The sequence below is a fragment of the Nostoc sp. FACHB-152 genome, from assembly GCF_014697475.1.
GTDB lineage: Bacteria > Cyanobacteriota > Cyanobacteriia > Cyanobacteriales > Nostocaceae > Nostoc_B.
This window is the reverse complement of sequence record NZ_JACJRV010000029.1, coordinates 1-26,213: the sequence shown is the minus strand read 5'-3', so window position 1 is coordinate 26,213 and position 26,213 is coordinate 1. Positions and strand designations below refer to the sequence as shown.

At 39.3% G+C, this 26,213-nt stretch carries 20 protein-coding genes; 10 read left to right on the top strand and 10 right to left on the bottom strand.

Translation table 11 applies throughout. The annotated features are described in order from the left end of the window. Position 1 precedes the first annotated feature (1 nt). The 3 genes from H6G76_RS19345 to H6G76_RS19335 are packed head-to-tail and all read left to right on the top strand — an operon-like array spanning position 2 to position 3,505. Positions 2 to 679: a response regulator transcription factor gene (locus tag H6G76_RS19345; protein ID WP_190704087.1), complete on the top strand. Its 678-nt coding sequence runs from the start codon at positions 2 to 4 to the stop codon at positions 677 to 679. Positions 680 to 732: 53 nt separating this feature from the next. Continuing rightward, complete coding sequence (locus tag H6G76_RS19340) at positions 733 to 2,865, top strand: substrate-binding domain-containing protein (RefSeq protein WP_190704085.1); 2,133 nt, start codon at positions 733 to 735, stop codon at positions 2,863 to 2,865. Further along, on the top strand, positions 2,843 to 3,505 hold the full coding sequence (locus H6G76_RS19335; protein ID WP_190704082.1) for an FHA domain-containing protein: 663 nt from the start codon (positions 2,843 to 2,845) through the stop codon (positions 3,503 to 3,505). The genes H6G76_RS19340 and H6G76_RS19335 overlap by 23 nt, the downstream gene beginning before the upstream one ends. Positions 3,506 to 3,520: 15 nt before the next feature. Here H6G76_RS19335 and H6G76_RS19330 read toward each other — a convergent pair whose 3' ends face one another. Continuing rightward, positions 3,521 to 5,329, bottom strand: a complete 1,809-nt coding sequence (locus tag H6G76_RS19330; RefSeq protein ID WP_190704080.1) for a ShlB/FhaC/HecB family hemolysin secretion/activation protein — start codon at positions 5,327 to 5,329, stop codon at positions 3,521 to 3,523. A gap of 621 nt (positions 5,330 to 5,950) precedes the next feature. Here H6G76_RS19330 and H6G76_RS19325 point away from each other — a divergent pair. Both H6G76_RS19325 and H6G76_RS19320 read left to right on the top strand, forming a co-directional pair. Continuing rightward, on the top strand, positions 5,951 to 6,829 hold the full coding sequence (locus tag H6G76_RS19325; RefSeq protein ID WP_190704076.1) for a trypsin-like peptidase domain-containing protein: 879 nt from the start codon (positions 5,951 to 5,953) through the stop codon (positions 6,827 to 6,829). Positions 6,830 to 7,075: 246 nt separating this feature from the next. Beyond that, a complete protein-coding gene (locus H6G76_RS19320) occupies positions 7,076 to 13,489 on the top strand; it encodes a CHAT domain-containing protein (protein ID WP_190704073.1) in 6,414 nt (2,137 codons plus the stop codon). 196 nt (positions 13,490 to 13,685) lie between these two features. Here H6G76_RS19320 and H6G76_RS19315 read toward each other — a convergent pair whose 3' ends face one another. From H6G76_RS19315 to rpaB, 4 genes are all read right to left on the bottom strand, one after another. After that, on the bottom strand, positions 13,686 to 15,473 hold the full coding sequence (locus H6G76_RS19315) for a serine/threonine-protein kinase (protein WP_190704070.1): 1,788 nt from the start codon (positions 15,471 to 15,473) through the stop codon (positions 13,686 to 13,688). 443 nt (positions 15,474 to 15,916) lie between these two features. After that, complete coding sequence (locus tag H6G76_RS19310) at positions 15,917 to 16,435, bottom strand: DUF456 domain-containing protein (protein ID WP_190704067.1); 519 nt, start codon at positions 16,433 to 16,435, stop codon at positions 15,917 to 15,919. A 19-nt stretch (positions 16,436 to 16,454) separates the two neighbouring features. Further along, the gene (locus H6G76_RS19305; RefSeq protein WP_190704065.1) at positions 16,455 to 17,108 is read right to left on the bottom strand and encodes a cofactor assembly of complex C subunit B; all 654 of its coding nucleotides are present in this window, start codon (positions 17,106 to 17,108) and stop codon (positions 16,455 to 16,457) included. A gap of 94 nt (positions 17,109 to 17,202) precedes the next feature. Continuing rightward, positions 17,203 to 17,931 carry a response regulator transcription factor RpaB gene (gene rpaB, locus H6G76_RS19300; protein ID WP_190704062.1) on the bottom strand — a complete coding sequence of 243 codons (729 nt, stop codon included), beginning with the start codon at positions 17,929 to 17,931 and terminating at the stop codon, positions 17,203 to 17,205. Between the two features lie 176 nt (positions 17,932 to 18,107). Between rpaB and radA the strand changes: the two genes are divergently transcribed. Beyond that, positions 18,108 to 19,685 (top strand): DNA repair protein RadA, encoded by a 1,578-nt coding sequence (gene radA, locus H6G76_RS19295; protein ID WP_190704059.1) that lies wholly within the window; start codon positions 18,108 to 18,110, stop codon positions 19,683 to 19,685. Between the two features lie 156 nt (positions 19,686 to 19,841). After that, complete coding sequence (locus H6G76_RS19290; RefSeq protein WP_190704056.1) at positions 19,842 to 20,555, top strand: Uma2 family endonuclease; 714 nt, start codon at positions 19,842 to 19,844, stop codon at positions 20,553 to 20,555. Between the two features lie 231 nt (positions 20,556 to 20,786). Here the strand turns inward: H6G76_RS19290 and rsmG are convergent, their stop codons facing one another. After that, complete coding sequence (gene rsmG / locus H6G76_RS19285) at positions 20,787 to 21,536, bottom strand: 16S rRNA (guanine(527)-N(7))-methyltransferase RsmG (protein ID WP_190704054.1); 750 nt, start codon at positions 21,534 to 21,536, stop codon at positions 20,787 to 20,789. A gap of 58 nt (positions 21,537 to 21,594) precedes the next feature. Continuing rightward, positions 21,595 to 22,269, bottom strand: coding sequence for an ABC transporter ATP-binding protein (locus tag H6G76_RS19280; protein ID WP_190704052.1), 675 nt, complete (start codon positions 22,267 to 22,269; stop codon positions 21,595 to 21,597). 301 nt (positions 22,270 to 22,570) lie between these two features. On the opposite strand from H6G76_RS19280, the gene H6G76_RS19275 reads away from it, so the two are divergent. The 3 genes from H6G76_RS19275 (at position 22,571) to H6G76_RS19265 (ending at position 24,570) form a co-directional block, all read left to right on the top strand. Further along, positions 22,571 to 23,518: a Sll0314/Alr1548 family TPR repeat-containing protein gene (locus tag H6G76_RS19275; protein ID WP_190704047.1), complete on the top strand. Its 948-nt coding sequence runs from the start codon at positions 22,571 to 22,573 to the stop codon at positions 23,516 to 23,518. A 150-nt stretch (positions 23,519 to 23,668) separates the two neighbouring features. Next, complete coding sequence (locus tag H6G76_RS19270; protein WP_190704044.1) at positions 23,669 to 24,121, top strand: DUF3531 family protein; 453 nt, start codon at positions 23,669 to 23,671, stop codon at positions 24,119 to 24,121. An 8-nt stretch (positions 24,122 to 24,129) separates the two neighbouring features. Further along, on the top strand, positions 24,130 to 24,570 hold the full coding sequence (locus tag H6G76_RS19265) for an NUDIX hydrolase (RefSeq protein WP_190704042.1): 441 nt from the start codon (positions 24,130 to 24,132) through the stop codon (positions 24,568 to 24,570). Here H6G76_RS19265 and H6G76_RS19260 read toward each other — a convergent pair. The 3 genes from H6G76_RS19260 to H6G76_RS19250 all read right to left on the bottom strand — a co-directional run bounded on the left by H6G76_RS19260 (position 24,567) and on the right by H6G76_RS19250 (position 26,050). Beyond that, positions 24,567 to 25,118 (bottom strand): alpha/beta hydrolase, encoded by a 552-nt coding sequence (locus tag H6G76_RS19260; protein WP_190704039.1) that lies wholly within the window; start codon positions 25,116 to 25,118, stop codon positions 24,567 to 24,569. The genes H6G76_RS19265 and H6G76_RS19260 overlap by 4 nt on opposite strands. A gap of 213 nt (positions 25,119 to 25,331) precedes the next feature. Beyond that, positions 25,332 to 25,664, bottom strand: coding sequence for a hypothetical protein (locus H6G76_RS19255; RefSeq protein WP_190704036.1), 333 nt, complete (start codon positions 25,662 to 25,664; stop codon positions 25,332 to 25,334). Continuing rightward, positions 25,664 to 26,050 carry a hypothetical protein gene (locus H6G76_RS19250; RefSeq protein ID WP_190704033.1) on the bottom strand — a complete coding sequence of 129 codons (387 nt, stop codon included), beginning with the start codon at positions 26,048 to 26,050 and terminating at the stop codon, positions 25,664 to 25,666. Before H6G76_RS19250 ends, H6G76_RS19255 begins: the two co-directional genes overlap by 1 nt. Positions 26,051 to 26,213: the final 163 nt, after the last annotated feature.

Here is a 26,213-nt window from a genome sequence, read left to right as displayed (position 1 = left end):
AATGGCTGATGGCAATCCTCTGACTGTTTTACTAGTAGAAGACAACGAACGCTTTCGCCAAGGTTTACGTACTCTCTTGAGTTTTTATACTAGTAATAGTTTATTACCTTTAGAGGTAGTAGGTGAGGCTAAATCTTTAGATCAGGTATTAAAGTTAACACAAGAAAAATTACCTGATTTAATTTTACTAGATTTGCAATTAATCGGCTGTGATGGCATTACAGTTCTAGTTTCTCTCAAACAAATTGCTTACCCTGGAAAAGTTTTAGTCTTGTCGGCTCATCAAGAAGACGAATGGGTTTTTCGCGCTATGCAAGCAGGCGCATCTGGTTATGTCTTTAAAAATCATGTAGGAACTCAACTGTTTGAAGCCATTAACACAGTAACTAAGTCAGAAATTTATTTACCTTCAGAAGTTGCTAGTCGATTTTTCCGGTTTTTTCAGACTTATTCAGATTCTTGCTTGCGTGCTTGTCATCAGATGCACTTAACAGAAAGAGAGCAAGAAGTTTTATACTGGTTAACTCAAGGTGCTTCTAATGAAGAAATAGCCAAGCATTTATATGTAACAGTTGCAACTGTTAAGGCTCATCTTACTAGTATTTTTGAAAAATTGAAGGTTAATAGCCGTACTCAAGCTATTGTTACTGCCTGGAAACTAGGGCTAGTAAAGGCTTAAATACGGCATGATGATAAATATAATTTCGCCAAAATCTTGCCAAATATCTATATATGACCTCATTTGGTGCTATTTATCCAGAATATTCCTGTGCATACAATAATCCTTTAAATTGCGATCGCCCATTAAATACGGCACAAGAATTCAAAGGTGCTAAATTTTGTTTAGAATGCGGCTTTCCTGCTACTTTACCCCAAGAAATAGAAATTAAAGGCAATTGGGGTACTTATCAAGCAAATAATTATTTAGGCGTAAGAGGTTATGGGCGTATATACTCAGGTGTGCAAGTTAAAGATAAACAACCTGTAGAAATTAAAGAATATCTTCTCCCTAACCGTTGTTTTAATGAACAAGAAACTCTAGATCGTAAACAAATTTTCCAAAGAGTAGGCGGAGTAAAATTAGCAGATAGTAGAATCCAAAATTTTCGCTTAGTTAATACTATAGAAGCGATTGCTGATGAAAAAGCAGAACGCTGTTATTTAATCACTCAAAAAATAGACGCATCTCAAACATTAAGCCAATACATCACAGAAAAAGGTAAAATGACAGCCTCTCAAGTTAGAGAGCTACTCAACCAAGCTTTACAAACATTAGAATTTCTCCACAGTCAAAAATTACGTTTTCCCTCCAATCAAGTACAGCCAGGAATAGCTCATGGCAATATAAATTTGCATAGTATTTTAATTAAATTTACTAATAACCAAAACTTCTCTATATATCTTTGTGATTTAGCAATCTGGGAGAACTTATTTATTCCTTCAGCTATTCATCAACCTGCACCGGCTCAAAAAGAAAAAGATTTAGAATCATTAGGGTTGGTAGCTGCTTATTTACTAGCAGGGCGGACTGTAGATTATGCTTCAAATCAGCCCTTTAACCCAAGAGACAATCAACAATGGTCTACTAAAGATACTCATCTAAAACAGTTTATTGAACGATTAATAGGTTTAGGTAAACCTTTTATCAGTGCGGAAGCTGCTCGTCAAGCACTTATGCAATTACCTAAAGAAGGTCAGATAAATAATCTATCTCAATCCTCTGAAACTGAGCCAGCAAACCAAAATTTTAAAAAATGGTATCTTTGGTTATTAGTTTTAGGTTGTTTATTGCTGGGAGGGGGAATATTTTATTATTTATTGTTAAATAATCAACGAGAAGATAGCAATAGATATTTAGCATGGTACGGACTGAATAATAAATTTTTAGATGTACCTAATATACCTTCAGGTAAATTTGGGTATACAGGAGAAAATCGGGGAACATGGAATTATATTATCAAGCAGCAAGTGGACAATATTGTTCTCAATGATTTATTTAAAAACCCTAGCCCAGAAGCACAAGCATTTTTTGAATATACTCCTGTATCTTCAAATTTAGAGAATCCCGATAAACCTATAGCAGCAGTAGTAAAAGGAGAGAAAGATTTTGCCATTACAAGTTTGACAAATAATATCCCAGGTCAGTTAGATAAAAAGCCTGTAGCTTATGATGGGTTACTGGTTTATGTTGCATTTGATCAGCAAAATGATAATCTAGTGGATGAACTTAATGAAAAAATAACTCTTGAACAATTGCGCCAGATTTACACTAAAAAAATTACGAATTGGCGGCAAATTAGCAGTAAGCTGCCAAACATAGAAATTATCCCTTTTAAGCCAACTGAACCAGAAGCTATCAGTAAATTTAAAGAAATCGTCCTCAAAAATGATCCTCAGGATATAGCTTTATTTACAGATAAAGTAACCTCATTAGATACCACCAGTACCCAAAACCAGATTCGTCAAGAAAGCGATAAGGAAAAAAGAATTGGGACTATTGCTTTTGGAATTATCAGTAAAGTTAAAGGTCAGTGTACGGGCTATCCATTAGCGATAGCTGATGATAACAAACCAGCGATTCAACCTTTATTTAAAAAGCGCGATCGCCGTCCTATCAAAACTTCAGATGACTTATGCGAACATGATGACTATTTTTTTGATGTCAATAATTTTAAAAGTTATCCTTTAGGATACCCTATATTTGTAGTTTACCCTAAAGACAACAGCCGTCCACCAGCTGGTTTTAAATTTTCTGAGTTATTAATTACTCGTCAGGGTCAATGTTTACTTAACAAAGTAGGTCTTGTCCCTTTACAACCTATACCTGATGTTATAGATAACTATGCCTGCAAATCGCTGCCCTAATCCCAGTTGTGAATATTTTAACCGCGCTCTACCTAATAATGCTAAGGTTTGCCCTTGGTGTTCTACCCCTTTGGGTAATGTAATAGCACCTACACCTAATAAACCTAATTCCCCTGAACCTATTCCACAACAATATATTCCATCACAACCTACTCCATCACAACCTATCACACCACAGCAACCTGTTGTACCATCGCGACCGATAACACCCCAGCCTACTTATCAACCGCCCACCGATTATCCAACAGATTATCAGCAACGTCCACCCACACAACCAGTCTCACCACCCTATAACCCGCAGGTTCCCAGATTACCACTCCTGAAATTTATCCACACTTCAGGTAAAGAATTTCAATGGTCAGGAGAAGCCGGTTTTATTGGTCGTCGCAGCAAAGCTATGAATATTCCACCAGAAATTGACTTGACTGGTATTCCCCACGAAGGAATAATTTCTCGTCGTCATGGGCGAGTGTCTTGGGACTGGTCGCAAAATAGCTACATGATTATTGATATGAGTACAAATGGGATGTATTTGAACGGAACCGCTTTGAGTCCTGGTGTGCAGTATCGTCTGATGAATGGTGATTTATTACAGTTTGGCCAGGATAATCTAGTGCGTTTTACAGTGTATGTGATGTAATTAAATGCTATAAAACTACAACCGATACCCGACATTGAAATAAAATCCATCATCCTGAGCGTTTCTACCTCGGTCTTCCAAATCAACTAAAGGAAAACCATAATCTAGACGCACATTTAAATTTGGTATAGGTTTCCATAACACACCCAATCCTAAACCAGCGATTAATTTTTGTCTTTGAATGATGTTGGGATTGTTATCTACGTTCCAAACTAAGCCTAAATCAAAAAATGGTGCTATCTGTAATAAATCTTCCCTCGTTTTAGAATCTCGTTGTAAAACGATGCGGTCTTCTACAGAAAAGCGTAATCCATTATCGCCAGCACGAACGTTTTGTCGATAACCACGCACCGATTGACCACCACCAATGACAAACTGTTCAGATGGTAACAAACCATCTGGCGTGAGTTGAAAATCAAGTTGAGCAATGAAAAGATTATCTTGAGTCAAGCGTTGTTGACGTTGGATTTGGAATAACCAACTAAAAAACCTGCCATCAGGTTTAGGTTCAGGATTAATTGTAGCGTCAAACACATCAATTCCAAAGTTGAGTTGAGAACGCAACCCCCAAACACCTCTCGTATCTCGTTTTACGTAATCTTGAGCAAATCGAATGGTACGGGTTTGGCTGTTACCGTTGGCATCTGGCCCGATACCAAAAGGAGTTGGCCCGGCAAAAGTAAATGTTTGACCATTCTGCACACTCAAGCCTAAGGATAAAGCAAATTCCTCTCTTAGCGATCGCCACAGAGGTTGACGGTAATTAATTTCATATAGTTCTGATTCCCCACGAATATCGAAGACATCAAAGGGAGGCTGAACGACCTTCACATTATTAATTGCTGTCCTTAATTGTAAAGTGCCGTTCATCGGATTTAGGGGTACCTGATAGCTAAAATCGTAATAATTTGAGCCTCCTTCATGAGTAGAGAAATAATAAGACGCACTCAGTTGATCACCCAAACCTATAGGGTTACGATACACTGCATCCACACCTAATCTCTCGGAACCAATGCTGGGTGGTGAGTAATTATCTGTATTTAAAATCAGTTCAAAAGGTTGTGCTTCGGTAACTCTGACTATAAGAATACTTTGACCCTGCTTGGTACCAGGACGGAGGCTACCTTCAACTTTGGTAAATAAAGGATCAAGTTGTAGTAGTCGTAACTGTTCTTCTAGCTTTGTTTGCGAGAAAGGTTTACTCACACCTAAAGCAACGCGCGATCGCACATATTTAGGATTGATGCGTCTTGTCGGTGGCTCAATTCTAATTTCTTCTATCGTACCTTCAATCACCTCAATCGGTACAATACCATCTTGAATTGCCGACTCATCTAAAATTGCTACAGACGTGATGTAGTTTTGCTCAAAATACCAACCAGTAATTTGATCAGCTAGATTTCTTAAAGTTGCCAAACTTACTGTTTTTCCTTCAACACTCTCAATCAACTTCCTCAATGTTGGAGAGTTGGCAAAACTACTACCTGTCAATTCAATTTTCTTAACAGTGATTTTTTGAGATTCTTCTTGACTTAGCAACCTTGGGGAGTTGGGTGTGCTTTGCAACGATGAATTTTGCTCATTGTCATTCGCTGCTGACAACGATGGAATTAAATCAGATGCAGTTGTTTTGTCTGTTGCTAATTCAGATATCAATGAAGATATAGAACTATTAGTTACTATATCTGTGTCTGACGATTTCTGTTTTTCTACTTCTGGTAGCGACTCGGCATTAGCATAACTGGCAAAGGTGGTTGCATTAATAGTAATATTTGATATCAGTAACACACACCACAATAATTTATTTCCCAAGATTAAGCGCATCTTTATTATGTTAGGTATTTCTGGAAATAACTTAAGATTTAATTGCAGACTTTATGTAATAAACAATACACTATTTTTAATTATTTTTAGTGTAATTTGGGTCATAAAATTTTTTAGAGCCACCGCACTCAACAAAAGATTACATCTAGATGCATATGCTGGTGATAATATTATTGTCTCTTCCCCACAACTGAATTTATGGGAAGCAAAGAAACAGCTTTTACAGTTTCTTTTTTGCCTTGATTAACCTGTACCCAAACTTCTAGTAGATAGTTATTGAGTAACTGCACCTATGGAAATATTTATGGTGGCAATAAACTTTTTAATTCCTATAAGTAAAAAAATAAATATTCCATATCCAAACAGAATATTATACTTAAGTGTGCTTATTTTTTAATGCTTTACAAAAATTTTATAATAATTGATCAATAGTTCGATAAGTCTTAAAATATACCTTACTAGTAAAAAAAGTTAATGTAGTTCATAATATTGAAAACCGAAATCACCCATGCCGGAATTGTATAATACAGAGAATAGGTAATACACCATAAATACTTGTAAAAGTAAAGACTAACCAATTTCAGAATTCACTTAAATTAATATTTATAAGGACGGAGTACCATGTTAAACCGCCATTTATTGTCAAGTTGTTTAATAGGTGCCGCAGTGCTGACATTGAACGTGCCAGTATTTAGTCAGCAACCCACAAAGCCTTTAACACCTGTACAGACTGCGGAAACAGCAAAGGAATTGCAGCCTAATAAAATAGTAGCGATCGCTAAAGCTACAGTAGTCAGAATTGAACCTAGTGTTGGTACTCCAGGTTCGGGAGTGATAATTAGTACCGTACCAGAAGAAGGCAAGTATGTGGTATTGACAGCTAAAAAACTGGTGCAAGACAAGAATGCTACCTATGATATTGTTACACCCATACCTCTAGACGGCAAAACTACAAAACGCCAAAAAATCAGGATTTCCACACAACAGGACATTGAAGAATTAGCGGGTGAAGATTTAGCCTTAATTACTTTTCGTAGTAATCGCAAGTATCAAACCGCCCAATTAATAGAAACTCCTGAACCCCAAGAATGTTTTTTATCAGATCCTAAACTTTGCAACGGTGTGTACGTAGCAGGATTTGTTAACTCTCGGTTAGATGTGAAAGACAGAGTTTTTCATATCACCCAACTGCGGAAAAAAGAACAGAATGGTTCACAAACATATAGTAACTTATCGCCGCGTGAGTATGATTTTGCTGGAGTCACAGGCGGCCCAGTTTTTGATGATGCTGGTCGAGTTGTAACCATTTACAATCAAACTCCAACTCAACAAAAAGCAAGTAGCAAAAGAAAAGGTTTTAGTATATTACGTAACTATGGAAGATATCGAATTAGATTGCAAACCACACCACCACTATTAACAATTTCTCTCAGAGGTCGTAACCCCTTTAACTTTACCGAAATCATCAAAGAAAAAGATATTGAGACTGTGAGTAAATAGTCCATACCAAGTCAGAGGCTGATTAAGTAGTCATCCATAAACCTGCCTTAAAAATGGGTATGAGGGTGTAAGGATGTAAGAAAAAAACAAAAAAGGTATATTTTTGTACACCCAGAAACGAAACCAATCAGGATTCAAGCCCCCAACCCCTACACCCCACACCCTTATTCTTGACTCAGTAATAAAAACTCCCCCATAAGTTATTTCGGGGGAGGTTTTGCACTGCAATTTGATTAAAGGAATGTTATGAACTTCTGCGGTATAAAAAAAATATTAGTACTGATTACGAGTGGTGCGATCGCCTACGGTGGAGTTTACCCCATCCTCCCTGTACAAGCACAGTCAATTACCCCTACTCCGAATAACGACACAAACACTATCATCAACACCAATGGAAACCGGATTGATATTAGTGGTGGTACCCTTTCCGCAGATCAGATCAACCTCTTTCATAGCTTCCAAAAATTTGGTTTAGATACCAACCAAATAGCCAACTTTTTATCTAATCCCAACATCAAAAATATTTTAGGGCGGATAAAGGGTGGAGATCCTTCCATGATTAACGGATTAATTCAAGTCTCCGGTGGAAACTCCAACCTCTTTCTCCTCAACCCATCTGGCTTCGTCTTTGGCCCTAATGCCAGTTTAAACTTACCCGCAGACTTTGTTGCCAGCACAGCCAATAGTATAGGCTTTGGTACAAATTGGTTTCATGCGCTGGCAGACAATAACTACGCCACATTAGTAGGCACACCGACAAGCTTTAATTTCAATACATCTCAACCAGGAAGCATCGTCAACTTTGGTAATTTGGCGGTAGCTAATGAAGCTAACTTAAGATTAATCGGTGGTACAGTAGTTAGCACTGGACAATTATCAGCACCAGGTGGAAATATCACCATTGCAGCCGTTCCTGGTGAAAACTTATTACGCATTAGCCAATCAGGAAACCTCCTGAGTTTAGAAATTCCTACCAACGCCTCTGCATCTGGAAATATCTCAGTTGCCACCTTGCCCAAGTTATTAATTAATGTTGATTTAGAAAATACTGGTGGTTTGACAGTTAATAGCAACCAACAAGTACAGTTAACAAATACTGGTCTCCCCATCAATTCTGGCGATGTAGTCGCAACCGGAATAACAGCAGGTAGTGCTACCCTATCAGCCGCCCACAATTTAACATTGCCAGCAAGTCAACTCAACACAAAAGGAGATTTAAACCTCTTAGCTAGAGATACAGTGCGTGTGCGCGATACTGCAACAAATCCCTTCCTTGCACAATCAGGCAGCAACCTCTACATTCAAGGCAATCAAGGCATCGATATCCTAGCCCTGAATCATCCACCGACACCCTTTGTCAGCAGCAATAATTTGAGTTTAGTCAGTGATGGGATTATTTCTGGCGATGCTCACTTTGCTAGTGGTGGGCAGTTTAAAATTTTAAATTTGTCAGGTGAACCTGGTAATTTTGTTAGTTTATACGATCCGATTATCAGAGCCAATGGAGATGTTACATTTGGTAACTACACTGGTGCAGCACTCAAAGTAGAGACAACAGCAAGTATTACCGGTGGAAATATTACCATTACTTCACCAGATACTAGCGGTAGTATTCCAAATACCGACCCAGATTTTACAGCCTTAACAACCAGTCAAGCTGTAATTTTACGGGCTGGTTTAGCTTCAGTTACTCCTGTAAATTTTCCTTCCAACCAAGCAGGAACTAACTTTACAACACCAGGAACTCCTTTACTACCACCTGGAAGTATTCAGGTAGGCAATATTAATACCTCATCGACAACAGCTGGTATTAATGGAGGCCCTATAAGTTTTTCAGCTACAGGTAACATAACTACAGGTAATTTAAATTCTTCTGCCATTGGCACCAATAATGGAGGAGCAATTTCTCTTAGCACAACAGGTGGCAGCATTACTATTGCCAATAGTATTGATTCCTCTGGTAATGCTGGCGGTAATATTACTTTCACAGGCCCTGTTAACCTGGCTAATGGTGCCACAAATATTACCACTGGGTCTGGTGCTGGAGATATCAGTTTTAGCAACACACTTAATGGTGCAAGCAACTTAACCTTGAACGCAGGCACAGGAAACATTACCTTAGGCACTGCTGTTGGTAACACAACGCAATTAACAGGCTTAACTGTTACAGCCGCCAACACCAACGTTGGCAATAACATCACCACCACAGGTACTCAACAATATACTGGTCAAGTCAACCTCACAGGCACAAATGCCAAAACCTTCACCACGACCAACAACGATATTGGCTTCAGTAGCACAGTCAATGGTGCAAGCAACTTAAACCTGAACGCAGGCACAGGCGACATTACCTTAAGTGGTGCTGTTGGTAACACAACTGCATTAACAGGCTTGAGTGTCACAGCCGCCAACACCAACGTTGGCAACAACATCAACACCACAGGTACTCAACAATTTAACTCTCAGGTCAACCTCACAGGTACAAATACCAAAACCTTCACCACGACCAACAACAACATCACTTTCGCTAACCAAGTAACTGGCGCAGGTGGTCTGACCTTGAACGCAGGTACCGGAACCATAAATGTTGGCAACAACATCAACACCACAGGTACTCAACAATTTAACTCTCAGGTCAACCTCACAGGTACAAATGCCAAAACCTTCACCACGACCAACAACGATATCACTTTCGCTAACCAAGTTATAGCCACTAATAGCGATTTCACAGTCAACGCAGGCACAGGAGAGATCACTTTTAATAATGTGAACGCAGGTACTAACAACCTGACACTGACAGCAGATGAAATCAACTTCAATGGCGGAAATAACTCAGTCACAGGCACTGGCAACTTAGTATTACAACCATCGACACCTAGCCTTAACGTGGCTATAGGCGCAGCTAGTGATAGTGGTACAAGCACTTTAGACCTGACTAGCAGTAAACTGTCTGCCTTACAACCGAGAAGTGAATCTCCTGTAGAAGGCTTTAGTTCCATCACCATTGGACGTGACAATAGCAGTGGGATTTTTAATATCAACCCCATTAACTTCTTCCACCCCATCACGATTCAATCGCCCGAAGGTCAACTCAATACTCAAGGCACAATTAGCACTAACAATAACAACATCACCCTCAATGGTAATGTCAACTTGATTGCTGACACCGAAATTAATGCAGGCAGTGGCAACATTAATTTTGAACCGATACACACCATCAATGGAGCTAGAAATTTAACTCTGAGTGGCAGTAATATCACTTTAGGTGGGGCTGTTGGTAACACAACTGCATTAACAGGCTTGACTGTCACAGCCGCCAACGATCTCAATATTCCTAACAACATCACCACCACAGGCACTCAACAATATAGTGGTCAAGTCAATCTCACAGGTGCAAATGCCAAAACCTTCACCACGACCAACAACAACATCACTTTTGATAACCAAGTTATAGCCACTAATAGCGATTTCACAGTCAACGCAGGCACAGGAGAGATCACTTTTAATAATGTGAACGCAGGTACTAACAACCTGATACTGACAGCAGATGAAATCAACTTCAATGGTGGAACTAACTCCATCACAGGCACTGGCAACTTAGTATTACAACCATCGACACCTAGCCTTAACATGGCTATAGGTGCAGCTAGTGATAGTAGCAGTACAACCACTTTAGACCTGACTAGCAGTGAACTGTCTGCCTTAACAGATGGCTTTAGTTCCATCACCATTGGGCGTAATGATGGCAGTGGTGCGATTACAGTTACTAACCCAGTCACATTCCAAGATCCAGTGACAATTCAAGCAACAGCAGGTGCAGGAAGCATCACTGCCGGAAATATCTTCGGTATAGACAACGCTTCAATCACTCTACTAGCAAATCAAAATATCACTACTGGTAATATTGAGACACAAAGTGGTGATATCAGTGTTACTAGCAGCAGTGGACAAATTAATCCTGGAAATGTAAATTCCGACTCCGATAGTAATGACACCGCCGGCAATATTAGTTTCACAGGGTCTGTTAACTTGGCTAATGGTGCCACAAATATCACTACTGGGTCTGCTGCTGGAAATATCAACTTTAGCAACACAGTCAATGGTGCAAGCAACTTAACCTTGAACGCAGGCACAGGTAACATTACTTTAGGTGGTGCTATTGGGAATACAACTCCATTAACAGGCTTAACTGTCACATCCGCCAACACCAACATTGCCAACAACATCACCACCACAGGGAATCAAACCTTTAATAGTCAGATTCAGCTAACTGGTAACGCTACCTTGAGTGCTGGTAATAACATTGACTTTAACAACACAATTAACGGTAGTAGCGATTTAACAGTAAATACCCGAGGAAACGTTTCCTTTAGAAATGAGATAGGTGGAACTACAAGATTAAATAGTTTAAATACTAATGCTGCCAATATTGCTGCTAACAATATCAACACTACTGGTAATATCTCTCTGGCTGCTAATAACACAGTCACAACCAGCAATTTAATTACGCAAGGAGGAGACATTACTGTTACTAGTCAAAATGGCAATATTACGACTCAAACATTAAATACTAGTGCTGGCAATACTGCTGCTAACAATATCAACACTACTGGTAATATCTCTCTGGCTGCTAATAACACAGTCACAACCGGCGATTTAATTACGCAAGGAGGGGACATTACTGTTACTAGTCAAAATGGCAATATTACAACTAAAAAATTAGATTCTAATAATAATGATAGAACTAATAATGGCGGTAATATCACTCTTCAATCGGGCGGAGAGAATCCAGTAAAAATTCAGGCTGGAGAGATTAATAGTAGTTCTAGGCAGGGGAACGGAGGTAATGTAACAATAACGGTTCAAACTCCAAGAGATAAATATAAAAATATTAATGATTTCCGCGACTCTATTGTAGTGCAATCGATCAATGCCGAAGGAAGAAACTTCGGCGGTGACGTAGATATTAAAACCAACGGATTCTTCCGTGCTGAAGGTCAGTTTAATGCTAAAGATTCACCTGCTGCAAGTATTTCGACTATTGGAGGAGTGTTTGGTAATGGCGGTACTGTCAAAATAGATCACGGTGGTGATAGTACCATTCCATTCTCTATAGGTGACCCTAAAACCAACGGTACTGCTGCTAGAATTACTACCGAGGCAAATTTCATTGATCCTCTGCGAGGGTTTACTAATAGCGAAACCATAGGCAGTATTCAAAATAGAGGCAATATTCAAATTATCACTCAAGGACAGGTAGTACCAGGAAAGGATGAACAACTGCCTAATCAAGTCGTCATCAATAACACTCCTTCTCCAGTAGCATCAGCTATTGTCAACATAGAAGATACTGAAACGAGCCTGTTTGAACAAAAACTCAACCTAGGTAGAGTCAGAAGAAAATCGCAACAAGAGATTATTGCTGATCTGAAAGAAATTCAAAATAAAACTCGGATTAAAACAGGGCTAGTTTATGTGGAATTTAGTAGCGAAAGTTACACACTTAATACTGCTAAACCCAAGGAAGATATCAAAGATAGCGACCCTTTAGTGTTGCTTATGGTTTCTCCTGATGGCCAACTTATTCGTCATCAAGTACCTGGTGTGACTCGCGGCAATTTCAAAAAAATAGCTGATAAATTTTATCAGGAAGTTTCTCTTAAAGAAGATTTGGACTCTCCTCCTGATCTGCAAAAACTGAAGTCCACTAGCTACAAACAATCAGCGCAACAACTGTATAAATGGTTAATTTCTCCCATAGAAGTAGAGTTAAAAAATCAAGGCATTGACAACTTGATGTTTGTGATGCGTGATGCAAGTTTGCGATCGCTACCCATAGCTGCACTCATGGATGAGCAAGAAAAGTTTTTGATTCAGAAGTACGGTGTGACGATAATCCCTACTTTCAGTCTCATCAATCCGAAGTATGTTCCTTCTAAGAATTTAGAAGTTTTAGCAATGGGAGCGGAAACTTTTGATCCAGGCCCAGATAATAGTAACCAAATCACAGAATTGCTGGCTGCTCCTATAGAAGCGGAAACCATCGTCAATCAAGTTTGGCAAGGGCGAGGTAAAATTTTAATCAACAAAGACTTTACCCTTCCGCGTCTCGAAAAAGAACGCAACCCTAAAGAACCCTTTGGAATTATTCATTTAGCAACCCACGCAGTATTTACTCCTGGCGACCCTCTGAACTCATATATCCAACTGTACGATAGCAAGTTAACTTTAAATAATGTGAGAAAGCTAGGTTGGAATAATCCCCAAGTAGACTTGCTAATTTTAAGTGCTTGTCAAACAGCTTATGGAGATGAAGACTCTCAGTTGGGGTTGGCAGGGTCAGCAGTAAAAACTGGTGTAAAATCTGTGGTCGCAAGTTTGTGGCAGGTTTCAGATACAGGAACTTTAGGGCTAATGACTGAGTTTCATCGCCAGTTACAGAAACAACCCATTAAAGTAGAAGCACTCAGACAAGCACAATTAGCCATGATTAGCGGTGCAGTTGGCATAGACCAAGATGGTAAAAACTTAATTACTGACAACAATAGTTTAAGTATTCCATTAGAAAAAATTGCTGTTACTCCTACAGAAGCCAAGCAGTTGAATCTCAAACATCCATTTTTCTGGGCATCCTTCACTATGATTGGTAGCCCCTGGTAAATTTAATGTGAAGTTGCACATATCTCGATCCCCCTAAATCCACGCCACTTGCTACAACGGGGAGAACCCCCGCAACGCAGTGGCTTCCTTTAATAAAGGCAGCCAGCACCGTGGGCGAGTTTCCCGACTTGAGGTGACTGGCGTGGGCTAAGGGGGATAGAATGCTATGCAGCCTCATAAAAAATTGGGATAACGCCTATTGCTCTTGCAACTGTTCAATAGCAGATTGTGCTAATTTAGAGCAATTCGTCAGTCCTTGTTGACTACAAAGTGTATCAGCTCTCTGAAAATCTTCAATTGCCTGTTGCTTATTATCCAATTGAACATGGATAAGTCCCCGGTTAAAATAGGCTTGGGCAAAATCTTTTTTGTTTTCTATAGCTTTGTTAAAGTCATCTAATGCTGCATTTAGTTTTTGTTGAGCAGCTAGGGCATTACCTCGACCATCATAAGCAACAGCAGCAATTTCTGGTTTGTTGCTGGCTAGTTGGAGTGCTTGGTTAAAATCAGCGATCGCTTTGTCGTAATCTTTAAACTGTTCAATATAAAGCACACCTCGGTTGATGTAAGCTTGTGGATCAGAGAGCGCAATGTTGATTAACTCGCTCAAATCATTTAAAGCTCCATTTTTATTGCCTAAGTTGCGACGAGCATTGGCACGGTTAAGATAGGCATCTCCATACTTGGGGTTGATGTCAATAGCCTTATTGCAGTCTTCTTCCGCTTTTTGAGGAGCTTGCAAAAGCACATGAGCCGCGCAACGACGAGTAAAAGCTTCTGCATAGTTACTTTTCAATTCAATGGACTTAGTTGCATCTTCTACTGCTTGCTGATAGTTACCAGACTGAAATTGAGCATTTGCCCTTTGATAATAAGCTTCAGCATACTCAGGATATATGTTGATTGCTTCGGTTAACGCTTGAATTGCTCCTTGTTTATCTTTTTCATCTAACTTTTTCAGCCCTTGTTGGAAAAACCCTATAGCTTTAGTCTGAGGTAGTTGATTATAAACTATAAAACCTATACCACCAGCCATGATTAATCCTGCTATTCCTAACAAAAGTGGCAATTTTATAGGAAGTGCTGGCTTAGTCTTTGGTACAACAATATTTTGAGAACTTAAGACAGGTTCTGGTGTTAAATTTTCTGATTGTTGAATAATTTCGCTAATATCATGCAAGACCTCCACTGCTGATTGGTAGCGATGTCGCCAATCAAAAACCACCATTTTTTCAATCACGTCTGCTAACGCAGGGCTGATATTGGCCTGTTTACGCCAAGGGGTTTGGTTTGTGTTGGTAATACTATTACCTATAAGTTTTGTTAGCTGATTAGAGGTTACACCCAACAGTGCTTGAATACATATCATTCCCAAAGCATAGATATCACTGTTAAATTTGGGAAACCCCTGAAATTGTTCCACAGGCATATATGCGGCTGTGCCAATAGCAACGCTGGGGTCTGATTGTATTTGGGAAATTTTAGAGTCAATTTCTTTAACTGCACCAAAGTCAATCAACACTAAATTACCATCCGAGGTGCGTCTCATCAAATTAGCTGGTTTAATATCCCTGTGAATCACACCCTGTCCGTGGACAAATGCTAAGATTGGCAAAATATCTGTTAACAGCTTAAGAATTTGTTCTTCTGTCCAAGGTTGATTAGGTAAAATTTCTTGGTTTAAAGTATGACCATGAATAAATTGCTGAACTAAGTAAAACTCGTGATTATATTCAAATTCAGCTAACAGTGTAGGGATGCGATCGTGTTGCCCTAATCTTTCGAGCGTTTCTGCTTCGGCTTTAAATAAACGCCGGACTGCTTCTAAGGCTTGTGTGTCATTACTAGAGTAGATCAGTTGTTTAACCACACATTCGGGATGACCGGGACGCTTGAGATCTTTTGCCAAAAACGTTTTTCCAAAAGCCCCCTCGCCCAAGACTTGAACTATTTCATAACGCCCGTCCAAGAGTTGACCGTTCATGGTAATTTTACTGCCACTGATCAGATAATTTTAACACATTATAAATTTTCCTTTTAAGCTGGTAAAAATTAATGCTTCAGGTAATGGTTCTTCTGAACTAACCTCATTTAAAATCTCTAGAAATTCTGAATTAATCAGGAAATAGAGCTTTCTTTGGGTTTTCAGTCCCCCCTTCAAGATTAAGCCAGCTTCGGAGACAACAACCGATTCTCGAAACTTAACTGCACTATTGATGATGTGCTTCTACTTCAAAGCAATCGCCTCAGATGGTCTATGTGCAGTGAAGAACAAGAAGTGTACATGGTGAGTGTAATGGCTTCGTACACCAATTGAAGAGAATATTCGGATAGCGGAAGAAGCAATTAAGCAGAGTATTGAGCAAGCTGATAAAAATAAGTAAGATTCTCAAAGTTAAGCTTTGCTTTCTGGGGTTTAAGTTGAGGCTATCCGCCATATATTTGCGGCCAAGTTGTGACGAGAAAAACTGCAACGGCTGCAACTGCTAACAAACCTTGAATCAAATTACCAACTAATGTACCAACGACAATTCCAATACCGGCTTTGACTGCTGGCCATAATTCTCGACGGTAAATAAATTCACCAATAATTGCTCCTATTAAAGGCCCAAATAACATTCCTAATAATGGCCCACCAAAGGGTAAAGCTGGTAATAAGCCTAAAATTCCTAAAACTAACCCGACAACTGCGCCAATTTGTCCCCATTTACTAGCACCTGCTTGTTTTGCTCCTATGTAACTCGCTAAAAAATCAACTCCGACACTTAAAAGCAAAACAATCACTGTGATTATTAACGGTATCTTAATCGCTGCAAAAGAACCACTAACAAGTCCCCAAATAATAATTGCTGCTAAAATCAAACTACTCCCAGGAATTGCCGGCACTACAGCACCGATAATTCCGACAACCATTAAGGCAACTAATAACCAATAAATAATTAGCATAATTTTTAATTTTTAATTATTAAGCTTTTATTCCTAATTGTTGGAGAGTTACCGCTAATTTATCAGCAATGCCAGCAATCCAATTTTCATCTTGTTTGGTGTAACTTCTCGGCGCATTTGCTCCTAAAATCATTGCACCTTGATTGCCAATGGGTTGACAAATTACGCCTTGAGTATTTTCGGGTAAATAATCAAATTCAATTCTGCCGGGATAAACGTTTAAAGCAACTAAATAAACTGGTTGTTGCTTTTCTAATACACGTTTTAAGATTGGTCCAGGTACGACTTCAGATTTAGAACCCAGAATACCGCGACGTAACAAAACTTGGCCTTGATATATCACTATCAGCGATCGCGTGACTGTGTTAGTTAATATCAAATGAGATGCCCAAGCTAGTTCGGTTTTCACGGCTTCTGGTAATTCGGCTGCCAGCACAAAACCTTCTTCCCCAATTAGTTCGACAGCATCAGGCGATCGCGGCTGTACTTGCTGCCAAATTAAACCTGTTAAAATTAACACAGCACTTAAAATTACACCCAACACATCACCACGAGATTGAGACTCTGTAAGTTCTGGTGTTAATAAACGGTTAATCAGCAAAAGTATTGCGCCTAACCCACCGACAACTATGGGTAAACGGCGCAGAACTCGATTGGGATCAGGTTTTGTCATTAGTTAATGGTCAATTGTCCTTTGTCATTGGTCATTTGTTTATAGCCAAAAGTTATTCTCCCTTACTCCTCTGCTCCCCTGGTTCTCTGCCTATTTATTCTTCTCCGGGTTCAATTATGCGTTGAAACAAATAACCTGTACCTCGTGCAGTCAGTATTAATTCTGGATTACTAGGATCGTCTTCTAATTTTGCCCGTAACCGAGATATATGCACATCTACCACACGAGTGTCTACATGGCGTTCTGGAGTGTATCCCCAAACTTCCTGCAAAATTTCAGAACGGGAAAAAGCTTCTCCAGAACGGCTAACCAGCAACTCTAGCAAGCTGAATTCCATTCCTGTCAGACGAATGCGCTCATCACCTTTGTAAACTTGCCGCTTGTTGGTATCAATTTTGATATTTCCTACATGAATGACTCCAGAACTGGGAATTCCGGAAGCACCAGTTTTATCTACGCGGCGTAATACTGAGCGAATCCGCGCTTCTAGCTCTTTGGGGGAAAATGGCTTAACTACGTAGTCATCCGCACCTAATTCTAAGCCAGTGATGCGATCGGCAACGTCCCCTAAGGCTGTTAGCATAATAATAGGGACATCCGATTCTTTACGTAGCTCTTGACATACACCGTAGCCATCTAGCTTTGGCATCATCACATCCAAAACAACCAGATCAGGCTCGGATTTGCGAAAAGTATCTAACGCTTCCTCGCCGTCGCCAGCAGTAACAACATCGTAGCCAATCATAGAAAGGCGCGTTTCTAAAATCCGACGAATGCTGGCCTCATCGTCTACTACTAGGATTTTTTCTTTATGAGTTTCCAAGTTTCTCAACGCTCCTTAACTAAAATTTTTCATGATTAATTTTTAATACCATAATATTAAGATATCATTCTCCCAATTGATTTGAAAAATGCTGTAAAAACCACTATTATTCGACTTTAGTTTTTTTTGAGAATTAAGAAAAAATTAAGATTAATTAACTTAATTAAGATTTAAGAATGCCAAAGCCTAAAACCTTTTATATTTGTAACGAATGTGGGGCAGAATCCTCCCAATGGTTTGGTAGATGTCCTAATTGCGGTACTTACAATTCTTTAGAAGAACAGATTGCCATTCAATCATCCGTTGATGTACCCACTAGAGGGGGAGTCGGCAGTTGGCATAAAGAGCAAAGCAATGGAAAGTCTACTACAAAACCAGCAAAACCACGAGCCTCTCTAACATTTGATCAAATTAGCGATCGCCAAGTCACCCGTTGGGAATCTGGTTACGGAGAATTAGATCGGGTATTGGGTGGTGGTGTAGTTCCTGGTTCGATGGTATTAATTGGTGGTGATCCGGGGATTGGTAAATCTACTTTATTGCTGCAAGTATCAAATCAACTGGCGCAGAGATACCGCATCCTCTACGTTTCTGGCGAAGAATCAGGACAACAAGTAAAATTGCGGGCTTTGCGCTTAGGTGTCTCCAAATCTTTAAGCGTGGTTGGTAATGGGAACGGAAAAAAAGCTGAAGCAGCAGTAGATACAGAAGAATCAGAAGTCCCTGTAAATACTGAAGTATTGCCAGCAGAAATAGAAATAGTCCCAACTGAGGGTATAGGTGCAAATTTGTATGTTTTGCCAGAAACAGATTTGGAAGAAATTTTGCGAGAAATAGATTCCCTCAGGCCAAATGTGGCAGTAATTGATAGTATTCAAACCGTGTTTTTTCCAGCCCTGACTTCTGCACCCGGTTCTGTAGCGCAGGTGCGGGAATGTACCGCCGCCTTGATGAAAGTGGCAAAACACGAAGATATCACGATGTTAATTGTCGGACACGTTACTAAAGAAGGTGCGATCGCCGGGCCGAAAGTCTTAGAACATTTAGTAGATACAGTATTGTATTTTGAAGGCGATCGCTTTGCCTCCCACCGTTTATTAAGAACAGTTAAAAACCGCTTCGGTGCAACCCACGAAATCGGCATCTTTGAAATGGTGGAACAAGGGCTGCGAGAAGTTTCTAACCCTTCAGAGTTATTTTTAGGCAATCGTGACGATCCTGCACCCGGTACAGCCATTGTTGTAGCTTGCGAAGGTACACGCCCGATTGTCGTTGAGTTGCAAGCTTTAGTAAGTCCTACGAGTTATCCCTCACCCCGACGGGCGGGAACTGGTATAGATTACAACCGATTAGTCCAAATTCTCGCCGTATTAGAAAAGCGCGTGGGAATTCCGATGTCAAAGCTAGATTCTTACGTAGCTTCGGCTGGGGGGTTAAATGTTGGAGAACCTGCGGTTGATTTAGGTATAGCCATTGCGATTGTTGCTAGTTTCCGCGATCGCATTGTTGATCCAGGTACAGTATTAATTGGTGAAGTTGGATTAGGGGGACAAGTGCGATCAGTTTCTCAGATGGAACTGCGGTTAAAGGAAGCTGCTAAATTGGGATTTAAACGAGCGATCGTTCCAAAAGGTCAAAAATTTCCCGATTATAATATTGAGATTTTACCAGTCTCCAAAGTAATTGATGCAATTATTGCAGCCATCCCCCATCACACAATAGAAGAAAGCGATTTAGATCCAGACGATGAATAGGTAACAGGTGATAGGGGATAGGTTACAGAATTTCCCCTAAACCCTTGTTTGGGGACAAGGTTAAAGGGTAAGGGTTAAAGGTTTTTTCTTCCCCTTTCCCCTTCGCCTTTCCCCTTTAACCGAACCGTATTGCTTACACCCCTACACCCCTTACTTATGACAGCCACCATCACCCAAAACTACCAAATCACTTGGGAAAAACTACCTGAGGATTACATTCTTCCAGATGAGCCAGTGGACAACATCAACCAACCAGCCTTAGCCGCAGCATTAACCCAAAGCCTAGAACTTGCAGGAAAACTCCCACCTAATGCGCTTACGCCAACAAATTACGGCATCTGTGCTAATTTAAATGGTCAAACAGTAGTTAAAGCCCCAGACTGGGCATATATTCCCAAAATTATTGTCACTAGAGAAGAAGTAATTCGCAGTTACACCCCTCAACTAGAAGGAGACCTCCCCGTAATTGTCATGGAATTTCTTTCTGACAAAGATGGTGGGGAATATTCTATTAAACCTACCTATCCCCCTGGTAAATGGTTTTTTTATGAGTGCATTTTAAAAGTACCTAATTATGCCATTTTTGAACCAGCCAGTGGCAACTTAGAAGTTTATCGCCTAGATCAAAATACAGGTAGGTACACAATACAAACGCCCAATAATAGTCAACATTATTGGATAGCAGAAATGAATCTCTACTTGGGCGTATGGCAAGGTACACATGAAAATCGCACAGGAAATTGGTTGCGCTGGTGGGATGAAAGCGAACAATTACTACTTTGGGGTGCTGAATTAGTCGAACAAGAAAAACAACGTGCTGAACGCCTAGCTGCACAATTACGAGCAGCAGGTATTGAACCACAAGATTAGACTGTTTGTAAATAATCTAGGATTGCGATCGCAATTCTGTTTAAATTAACGTGCGCCTCCGTTGGAGACTCACGTTAATTTAGAAAAATCGTACTTGCTCAAATGCCAGATAAAAGCTATAGCCAGTAGTGTTAAGACCTCAGTAGACGAGAAAACTTAGATACTTAAAGACTTTTAACCCTGTCACCTGTCACCTATCACCTGTCCCCTGCTATAAAAGCGATCGCTAAATCATAATGGTTTTTGAGTAGGTACACCAGCAGCACGAGGAAACTTATTTGGCGTACTTGCCACCTTCCGCAAATATAAACAGTGACGATTACTATTACTGAGAGGAGTAGCGAACTGTTCAATTGATTCAACTTCGCCACCCAATTGTTTGACAGCATTGTCTAAAGTTTTAGTTTCCTCTTCTGTCCAAGTACCGCGATAAACTATTGCTAAACCACCTTGTTTGAGCAAAGGCAAGGTATACTCCGCACATACAGAAGCATTACCAACGGCGCGAATAAGGGCAATATCATAAGTTTGGCGGTGTTGGGTTTGCTGACCAATTTCTTCAGATCTGCCAATTAGAGTTTTGCAATTGCTGAGTTCTAGTTTAGTTAATACTTGGTCAAGAAAATTAATTTTTTTACGAGTTGAATCAAGCAGAGTAATTGTACTATTTGGTGCAATCATTCCTACCGGAACACCTGGAAAACCCGCACCTGTGCCAATATCAATTACAGATGCACCCGCTTGCAAGGATGGGATAATTTTCCCTTGAGGCGCAATTCCTCGCAAGGAATCCCAGAGATGTTTTTCCCAAAATTCTTGAGGTTCAGTGATGCGAGTTAAATTTAACTGAGCGTTACCTTCTAAAATTAACTCGTAAAGCTGCTGAAATTGTGACTGCTGTTGAATAGTCGGTTGCCAATTGAGAGTTTGCTGCCAGATTTCTGCCATTTCTGGCAGCAAGGGAGTTGTGGAATTAGTCATTAGTCATTTGTCAATGGTCATTTGTCTTTCGTTACTCCCCGCATACCCTCATCCGCCCTCAGGCTGCTGGTTGGGGTTCTTTCACTTTACTACTAAGTGTTGCCGGATCTACTGATTTTAGTTCGCCGTGATTGAGTGTCCAACAACAATCAGCGATCGCTAACAAATCTCCCGCATCATGGGTTACTACTAACAGTGTCCAGTCTTTTTTGAGTTTCGCCAATAAACTTACTAGTTGCTGGCGCATTGACCAATCTAACCCAGCCGTTGGTTCATCTAACAACAGTACATTTGGCTGACGAATTAATTGCACTGCTAAAGCCAAACGTCGCTGCTGTCCTCCACTTAAAGCATAAGGTGCAGCAGAAAGGGATAAATGCTCTAATCCCACTTCACTTAACGCTTGTCTGACTCGCTCTGACCCTAACTCAGGATGCCCTAATCGCAATTCTTCTAAAATCGTACCACCGCAAAAGTGCCTTTCGGGAAACTGAAATACTAACCCAGCTAATTGTTGTAACTGTTCAGCAATGAGTTCTTGTTCTCTCCAAAACACTCCACCAGAAGTTGGTTCGGCAAGTCCAGACAAAATTTCTAATAAGGTGCTTTTACCAGAACCACTGGGGCCAATAATTAAACCTAGCTGCTGAGGCGGTAATTCTAGATTAATAGATTTGAGAATTGCTGTTGGGCAAGCTGTGGGATGATAAATTAAATTTCTGAGATAGAGCATTTGTTAAGATTACCAAAAGTTGGCGAATAATTAACTACACCAAATACCACTGAAGAATTCCGAATGAATTTATGCCATATTACCTGCTTTCAAGCGTGATCTCACAGCCAGGCTATATCTCTATTTTGGCAGAATAACCCTTCAATCAGAGCTGCAACAATATAGGGGAACTTGAAAAAATAACCCAAGTCAACCTGTTTAGAATGTGTTCACTGAAACAGAATTAGCTAAACATAAATTCTTTTTTGCATTTTAAGTAACATATACAACCATTTCAACCGCAATTATTCTGAGGGTGCTGATGACTAAACTATTTACTGCTTCGCAAATAGTATTTACTAAATTAACTAGGCTGGCTCAGACAAGTTTTACAGTGGCGATCGCACTTAATTTTTCGCTGCTTCCATCCCTAGCGGGCGATCCCTTTGGGCGTAGTCAACCCCATCAAATTGGCGATAAAACAGAAGCGGCTTTTAAAGCTATTTTCCAGCAAGGTAATTATCCAGAAGCCGAACGCCACCTGAAAGAAGCATTAGAGAAAGAGCCAAATGAACCTCTAGCTTATGCGATGCAAGCATCATTGGCATACACTAAAGGAGATTTAACAGGAGTAAATAACTACAGCAAGCAAACTTTAGCAGCTGGAGAAAAATTAATTGCAAATGACCCGCTACGTGGCAATATATACACGGCTGTCGGACATTTTTTTGAAGGGGCGGTAATTCTTACGCGTGAGGGTACAGTTAAAGGTGCGCCTCAAGCTTTAAGTCGGTTGCGGCAAGTTTACCAATATTTAGATAAAGCAGAAGCAATTTCTCCTCAAGATCCAGAACTGAATTTACTTAGAGGTTTCATGGATTTAATGCTATCTGTCAGTCTACCTTTTGCTAATCCTGATGAAGCAATTGAAAGGTTAGACAGAAATGCTGCGCCTGAGTATTTAGCAGATAGAGGGATTGCAATTGGCTACCGAGATTTAAAACAATATTCTCAGGCTTTAACTTACGCAAATCGGGCGATCAAAGCTACGCCAGATAATCCAGAGTTATATTATCTCAAAGCCCAAATCTTAAAAGAGCAAAGTAGAAGAGAAAAAAGTCAGCAGTTAATTCGAGATGCGATCGCTAATTTTGACAAAGCTTTGACTAAAAGATCTCAACTACCAGCTAGTTTAGTTAAACAAATTGAACGAGAACGCAATAGTGCTGTCAACCAACTAAATAAGCAGGGCGTAGGGGCTAAAAATTAGGGACTAGAGGCTAGGGATTAGAGATGAGGGACTAGGTGAAAATATTAGCCCATCCTTTACTTCTAACCTGTAACCTCTAGCCTCTAATCCCTAACCTCTAACCCTCTCTTTGATATGCTTATTTTGAGTAAAAGTAAATGAGATAGTTGAATGCACATTCAATTTCGTGAATTTAACCCCTTTGATGTATGGATTTGGTTGCAGTTTAGTACTATACCTTCGCAACGAGAAAAAGAATATATAGAAGAAGTTTTTAACTCCTGGTTTTATTTGGGCAAATTAGGTGCATTTAATGCTGAAAACCTGCAAATTCAAGAAACAGGCTTAGAAATCAGCTATATGGATTATGACCCCCAAGGTTATGACAAAAGCTTGTTAGCCCTGATGCACAACATGGGTGAGATTGAGTACGAAGGACAATGGGCGCGTTGCTGGTTTGACTTGGGAACTAGTGATGCGATCTCTTTAGATATTTTAATCAACGCCCTCACCCAGCTAAGTGAAGAATATGTCACTATTGAACAATTGTATATTGGCGGCGAAAATGAAGATTGGCCTATCGAAGACAGCGATAGCCGGTCTTACTCCATTTACGATAATTAGTGGTCAAAATGGGTAAATCAGGGGAAATTCGGGTCATAGCTTTAGGACTAATTCGAGATGGCGAACGAATTTTTGTTTCTGAAGGCTATGATCCTGTTAAGCAGTCTAAGTTTTACCGCGCCTTGGGTGGTGGTGTTGATTTTGGTGAAACTAGTCATACAGCTTTACAGCGAGAATTTCAAGAAGAAATTCAAGCCCAGTTAACTAATATCCGCTATTTAGGTTGTATTGAAAACATATTTATATACAATGGTCGGCAAGGGCATGAAATCATTCAACTTTATCAATGTGATTTTGCCGAACCCAAGTTTTACCAAATAGAAAGCCTCATGTTTTCGGAATCGGGAACACATCATCACCGGGCTTTGTGGTTAGAAATTGACCGCTTTAAGTCTGGTGAACTCAGGTTAGTCCCGGAAGAGTTTTTTGATTATTTACTAGATAACTAATTTGAAGATGTTGGACTTGGCAAAATTCTTTGTAAGTTTTCTGCCAGAATGTATAGTTGCTGATAAGTCTGCGCTAAACGTTCGCCATCAACAACAACTTCTGTGGTTGGGTAATTCTGAATAATTTCCATTAGTGACACTTTGTTGTCTTTGTTAGCGGATAAAACTATAGCTGAACGTAAAGCCTGCTGGTTTGCTTTACCAGAAGATGTACTAACGGACTTACCAATTCTATCTAGGATCAATTCACCTACGCGGCTATTTAATACACGATCTAAAATTACAGGTTCAGCTTTTACTTCTTTTGTTAAGATACTGCGAACTGTTTCTGGGTTTTGACGAGCCTGATTAAAATAAAAATTCAAGTTTTGCGAAACTTTCCCAGTCTCGGCAAGATCTGTTAATTCATCAACTGATATAGATGGGCGGAAGCTTTGATATTTAAAGATAACTTTTTCAGCAGCGATCGCATGGTTAGCAAACAAAACAGCAGTAACACTAGCTATTAGAGAAAAAGTGACTTTTAATTGAAAGTTTTGGTGGTTCATTATTTTTTTCAAATTAATACATAATTTATATATAATAATACCTAAAACTTAATTTAATTAATCTAATTAATCATCAGTCGAAGGTTAGACAGAATATATTTTTATATTTCTCAAGATAGCCTACCTTTGGTAGATATGCTATGCATAATAGATTTAAAATATTTTTTATAAAATATTAAAAATATCAACAGTTCTATTTTGTAAAATATAAAGCTACTCATATCTATGCTTTTTAGATTTAATCACTTCAATAACATCATCATGACGTTGACCTTCAATAATGTCGTTTAAATGAATTTTGCCTTCAATATATTGCAGATGAATACGCCATCCAGATAACTTATCGATATCAGCACGGTATATTGCTTGTTTAATACCTTTAACTTTACGCAGTCTAGTTTTCGGAAAATTCCTTGTTCTATGGCATTCATTATCTTCTAATTCTGCTAACGCTTCTAAAAAGTCAATTTTTAAGTTCTCAGGTAAAATTTTCATAGCTTCATAAATAACACCATGCTCATCTAAAAGTGGTTTAATCTGTGGCATTAGCTAGAGTGAACCTCAATTTCTTGATTTTTCATACTAAAATCTTGGTAGAGAGACTCAGCTATAGAGCCATAAGCTTTGGAAGCATCTTCAGTACAGACAACTCTAAACAAAGTTACCACTGTTGCATCAAAAATTGGATCGTCATCAATAGTAAGTATTATTCTTAAATTTTTATCGATAACTAAAGCGTAAAGAGAAGAATCATACTCAGCACTAAATTTAATATCTTTTAACTTAAAGGCTTGATTTTCTAAGAGTTTTTTATTTTTGGAAATAAGCTCAACGTACCGATTTAGCTTTTTAATAACTTTGAATTTTTCTCTATTCGTAAATTTCTCTAAATCTTGTTCAAATTCTTTAGTTGATTCAATGAGTATTTCCATTTAAGCAATTTTTGAATCAGAATAATAAACTTACTTTAATATAGCTTAAAGCTATAAATCATGGCTCTCCCAGAGTAACTATGGTAAAATAATATAAGAAAATTAAATAAAACTTAGATAATTTAGATTGGTTAATAGAGAAAACCCAAGCTATAAACCGAAT

Excerpts from the sequence above, each read along its gene's own strand:
- H6G76_RS19260 (WP_190704039.1), bottom strand. The coding sequence starts at position 25,118 with ATGAACCACCAAAACTTTCAATTAAAAGTCACTTTTTCTCTAATAGCT.
- H6G76_RS19320 (WP_190704073.1), top strand. The coding sequence starts at position 7,076 with ATGAACTTCTGCGGTATAAAAAAAATATTAGTACTGATTACGAGTGGT.
- H6G76_RS19290 (WP_190704056.1), top strand. The coding sequence starts at position 19,842 with ATGACAGCCACCATCACCCAAAACTACCAAATCACTTGGGAAAAACTA.
- H6G76_RS19265 (WP_190704042.1), top strand. The coding sequence starts at position 24,130 with ATGGGTAAATCAGGGGAAATTCGGGTCATAGCTTTAGGACTAATTCGA.
- H6G76_RS19330 (WP_190704080.1), bottom strand. The coding sequence starts at position 5,329 with ATGCGCTTAATCTTGGGAAATAAATTATTGTGGTGTGTGTTACTGATA.
- H6G76_RS19310 (WP_190704067.1), bottom strand. The coding sequence starts at position 16,435 with ATGCTAATTATTTATTGGTTATTAGTTGCCTTAATGGTTGTCGGAATT.
- radA (WP_190704059.1), top strand. The coding sequence starts at position 18,108 with ATGCCAAAGCCTAAAACCTTTTATATTTGTAACGAATGTGGGGCAGAA.
- H6G76_RS19280 (WP_190704052.1), bottom strand. The coding sequence starts at position 22,269 with ATGCTCTATCTCAGAAATTTAATTTATCATCCCACAGCTTGCCCAACA.
- H6G76_RS19335 (WP_190704082.1), top strand. The coding sequence starts at position 2,843 with ATGCCTGCAAATCGCTGCCCTAATCCCAGTTGTGAATATTTTAACCGC.
- H6G76_RS19340 (WP_190704085.1), top strand. The coding sequence starts at position 733 with ATGACCTCATTTGGTGCTATTTATCCAGAATATTCCTGTGCATACAAT.
- H6G76_RS19275 (WP_190704047.1), top strand. The coding sequence starts at position 22,571 with ATGACTAAACTATTTACTGCTTCGCAAATAGTATTTACTAAATTAACT.
- H6G76_RS19325 (WP_190704076.1), top strand. The coding sequence starts at position 5,951 with ATGTTAAACCGCCATTTATTGTCAAGTTGTTTAATAGGTGCCGCAGTG.
- H6G76_RS19345 (WP_190704087.1), top strand. The coding sequence starts at position 2 with ATGGCTGATGGCAATCCTCTGACTGTTTTACTAGTAGAAGACAACGAA.
- H6G76_RS19270 (WP_190704044.1), top strand. The coding sequence starts at position 23,669 with ATGCACATTCAATTTCGTGAATTTAACCCCTTTGATGTATGGATTTGG.
- H6G76_RS19255 (WP_190704036.1), bottom strand. The coding sequence starts at position 25,664 with ATGCCACAGATTAAACCACTTTTAGATGAGCATGGTGTTATTTATGAA.
- H6G76_RS19250 (WP_190704033.1), bottom strand. The coding sequence starts at position 26,050 with ATGGAAATACTCATTGAATCAACTAAAGAATTTGAACAAGATTTAGAG.
- H6G76_RS19315 (WP_190704070.1), bottom strand. The coding sequence starts at position 15,473 with ATGAACGGTCAACTCTTGGACGGGCGTTATGAAATAGTTCAAGTCTTG.
- H6G76_RS19305 (WP_190704065.1), bottom strand. The coding sequence starts at position 17,108 with ATGACAAAACCTGATCCCAATCGAGTTCTGCGCCGTTTACCCATAGTT.
- rsmG (WP_190704054.1), bottom strand. The coding sequence starts at position 21,536 with ATGACTAATTCCACAACTCCCTTGCTGCCAGAAATGGCAGAAATCTGG.